Source organism: Tunicatimonas sp. (assembly GCF_049647865.1).
Classification (GTDB): domain Bacteria; phylum Bacteroidota; class Bacteroidia; order Cytophagales; family Cyclobacteriaceae; genus Tunicatimonas.
The window spans coordinates 1-3976 of sequence record NZ_JBARYM010000864.1 but is presented as its reverse complement, the minus strand read 5'-3'; the positions used below and the strand labels follow the sequence as shown (position 1 = coordinate 3976).

3 protein-coding genes are annotated in these 3976 nt (G+C 42.6%); all 3 read left to right on the top strand.

What is annotated here, in order from left to right:
- Positions 1–279 precede the first annotated feature (279 nt).
- Positions 280–2280 carry a hypothetical protein gene (locus tag WBA23_RS24860; RefSeq protein ID WP_424584979.1) on the top strand — a complete coding sequence of 667 codons (2001 nt, stop codon included), beginning with the start codon at positions 280–282 and terminating at the stop codon, positions 2278–2280.
- 25 nt (positions 2281–2305) lie between these two features.
- Positions 2306–3136: a DUF2490 domain-containing protein gene (locus WBA23_RS24855; RefSeq protein WP_424584978.1), complete on the top strand. Its 831-nt coding sequence runs from the start codon at positions 2306–2308 to the stop codon at positions 3134–3136.
- Positions 3137–3221: 85 nt separating this feature from the next.
- Complete coding sequence (locus tag WBA23_RS24850; protein ID WP_424584977.1) at positions 3222–3698, top strand: nucleoside deaminase; 477 nt, start codon at positions 3222–3224, stop codon at positions 3696–3698.
- Positions 3699–3976: the final 278 nt, after the last annotated feature.

Here is a 3976-nt window from a genome sequence, read left to right as displayed (position 1 = left end):
TTCCTGAATAGTATATCTAGTCTAAAATAGATTCAGGCAGGTGCTCTTCGAAGTGCCTGCCTTTTTTCGTATTAGTGCCGACCAATAGCAGCGCGCATAGGTATATTTACGTGCTTCCTTAACATATTTACCCAATAGATTAACTTTTATCCTATATTAGGACTTTTACTAGATGTACTTCAGAATCCATTTAGCAAGTATGCAATTATAAGAGCTTTTATAGGCTTCTGTAGTATGTTAGTAATCCGACTGAATTTTTAAGAACCTACCTATATTTCAATGTTAGCTTATTTTTTCCGTATTGGTCTGTACGGTGCTCTCCTGTTGTTCCCTGCCCTATTTGCTTTTGCTCAAAAAGACCAACTCTACGAGGGGCGTTACCAAAACGAAGTTGGTGAACAAGGTCAAGCCCGCTTCTATTATTATCAACCCAGAAAATCCGATGAGAAAATACTAAACGGTGATTTCTACTTCGCAGTAACCTACACTGACTCCGTTCAGCAAAATGTACTCGTTAAAAAAGTATACGATGGAGCCTATCAAAAAAATCAAAAGCATGGCGACTGGAATTACGACTTTAAAGAATACAAAATTCTGCTCCAGGATATTGAGAACTTAAACTTACAGTACGATATCAACGGTACGTATACAAATATTCAGGGAGCCTATAATGAGGGGATACCAATAGGAGAATGGATTTATAGAGAAGATTCTATGCAAGATAGCCAGTACCTAAGAACGGTAAGGCGAGGGATTGCTAACTTCAGTAACGGGCAACTCACTGGGGCTTTTGTTTTTAGTAATAAGTCAGAAACAGGGTTTGACGTGCAGGGGTACTTCAACGAGGCGGGCCGGATGCACGAACAGTGGGAGATTCGGTACCCCAGTGATAGTATTATTATTGAAGAAGTTCGTTCGTACCAAAATGGTTTTTTGACTTCTATTGTCCGAATTAACGAACTTACCGGACGAGTGATGGATAGCTTGGTATACGATAGTGTGCAGGAAAGGCTTCAGATATTAGACAGCGGTGCCAAGCCGAAAGATTTTTCTGTGAGCGAACAAGGGTTTGGGTTGCTGTTTGACCACGGCTATACTAGTAATTCAGTGAAGTATACCCGACAGCAACCGGGTAATTCCGTTATTCAGCAGGCATTAAATAATTTTGTGAGCGTTGATCTTAAGATCGATGAGATTCAAGGACGCAAGCCGGTACAACTAGCAGCTACCAGCCGTTTTAAATACGATGTTAGTGAAGAAGAGAAAGAAGCCATTCAGCAACTAAATATCCAGGTTGATTCGCTAAGTGCACAAGTGATTCCACTAGCTCGTAACGAGGTCTTTGAGCTTAACCGCCAACGCAGCGATTCGTTGACACTTGCTTTTACCTACTTCCGAGAACTAGACCGGCAGTTAACTATTCTGGACTCAGTAGCCGCATTCATGCAAACACCTCAGTATCAATACGTAAATCCGCAAATTTTGTACGACGACTCTCTGTCATTTGCACGAAAAACCGATACGATAGAGTACGTTGTTGATGGCGAGCCGAAGCAACATATTATTCGGCTACCCGGAGAACCCTACGACTCAACTAGCCTTCCTATTCGGCTAAAGCAGTACGTAAGCAGTATTTCAGATTTCACCCAGCCTAAAATTGCGTTGGTAATCAGTGAGCTAAAAAGTATTGAAATAGAAGGCGTAAACCGTGCTTTGGAAGAAAAAATTAGTCAGAAGCATAAGCAGGTAGATAGCCTGTACGCTCGTGTTGGCCAAGCTACTTCCGCGAATGATGCCCCCCGCTCTATTTCAGATATTGTTTACCAAAATTTTGTCAATGGACGAGTCAATCAGCTAGAACGGCAGTATAGTCAGGCCGAGAACTTTATGGCGAAGCAGCAGATTGGGGATAGTATTTACGCGGTATTAGATACGCTAGAAACCCTGCATACGTATCTGGATACTATTCCGAAGTACGTAAGACTGGTAGACAATACTTATACCGAAAAAACATTTGATCCCTACACCTTTAGCTACGACTTTACCCGACGGGTTAAAAAAGATCTCTACAAAAGAGCCGCCGAAAACCTATATCAACACTTATTGGTAGAGTTGGCCCAAGAGAGAAATTACCACCAACTGGTTCCTCGAGCTCAGGAGATAGTCGCTTTGCTAGACCGACTGATGGAACTTTCCGGCGAAAATACTAGAGCACTAGAGCGGCGACTTAGAAGAACTCGTAACCCGCAAGAGATTAAAGAACTTATTGGACTAGCCTAAATTCGTTTTCCCTATTTTATACGATATGCAAAAAAGATTTACGCAGCTTACTATAATCTTTCTGCTGCTTACTCTCAGCTACATGAGCTGGGCGCAAGATATAACTACCCTAGCCAACGAGCCAAATATTCCTGACCGGGTAATTAATCGGCAAACTGGAGTTTGGCACGGATTATATACTAAGTATCGGCTCTCCGAACGATTATTTTACTACGGAGAGTATCACGTGCGCCGCAATAACTACTATCAGAATATGAGTAAGCTCTACCTTCGGTTTGGTGTAACGTATTTGCTAGACAAGTATTTAGAGGTAACTGGTGGTTTTGTGAACCCTTACAGCTGGGCTTCCGATCCGGAAGATACTGAGCGTTATGATCCTGTAGTGCCAGAGTATCGGTTCTGGGAGCAACTTCTTTTTGTACAGTCCGTGGGGCGGGTCAAGTTTTATCATCAGCTCCGGTTTGAGCAGCGGTGGAAGCGTAAAAATGATATTGGAGCGGACTATAAGTATTCTAATCGTTGGCGTTATCGCTTTACCACTTACGTACCAATCAATGATCATACACTACGGCCGGGGGTGCTGTTCGGAGCTTTTTACAACGAAATATTCATTCAGAATGGCAAGGATATTCAGTATAATAATTTTGAAGAAAATCGGACCGTGCTAGGCTTAGGGTACATTTTTAGTAATAATATTCAATTTCAGGCGGTATACATGTGGACCTACGGCCAGCAGAGTGCCTTTGAGTTCCGCCAGCGCGATATTATCCGCTTCAATATCTACCATAACTTGGATTTAAGAAGAAGAAGAGATTCCAATCGTACCGGCCCCGGAGGATACCCCAAACCTAAATAATATCACAATCCAAAGCTAGAAAGGTACAAATTTGGGGGCAACGTAGCACGTATGATCCTTATTTGATTATTATCTTTGCTTAATTATGAAGAAAAACGATCAGTACTTCATATCTGCTTCCATCAATCTAGCTCGCCAAGGTATGCAGGCGAACCGAGGCGGCCCGTTCGGGGCGGTGGTAGTAAAAGATCAGCAGATCATTGGAAGTGGTCAAAACTTGGTTACTTCAGCTCACGACCCTACTGCTCACGCCGAAGTAGTCGCCATTCGAAGTGCTTGTCAGCAACTGAACACTTTTGAACTGAATGGCTGTGTTATCTACACTTCCTGCGAACCATGTCCTATGTGTTTGGGGGCTATCTACTGGGCCCGTATTGATCGGGTAGTGTTCGCCGCTACCCGCCACGATGCAGCCGAAGCTAAGTTTGACGATGAATGGCTTTACAGAGAAATTCCACTGACTTGGGAGAAACGTAAGCTAAGCTACCAACAGATCGGTCAGGCCGAAGCTATGCAGTTGTTCGACGAGTGGAACATTAAACATGATAAGACTCGCTATTAGAAGGTACTACGCTTTTCACTAAGAAAAACAACGGTGAAGGAAATAATTAGTACGATCATAAATTTGCTGATTTGAGAGGTACTTCACTCTGTTCTATCCTTCAGATTAAACAACCATATCTCGCAAAGCCAAATAATTATAGGTAGCTTATTTAGAACAGTCTGCCTATATTATACCTTCATTGCCGTACACAAATAAATTGCTGGTAGTTGTTGGTATATTGTGGGAAGATTTTTAGGTGCTGGTGTATAAAGAAGCGGAAAGCGCGTAACCCTATC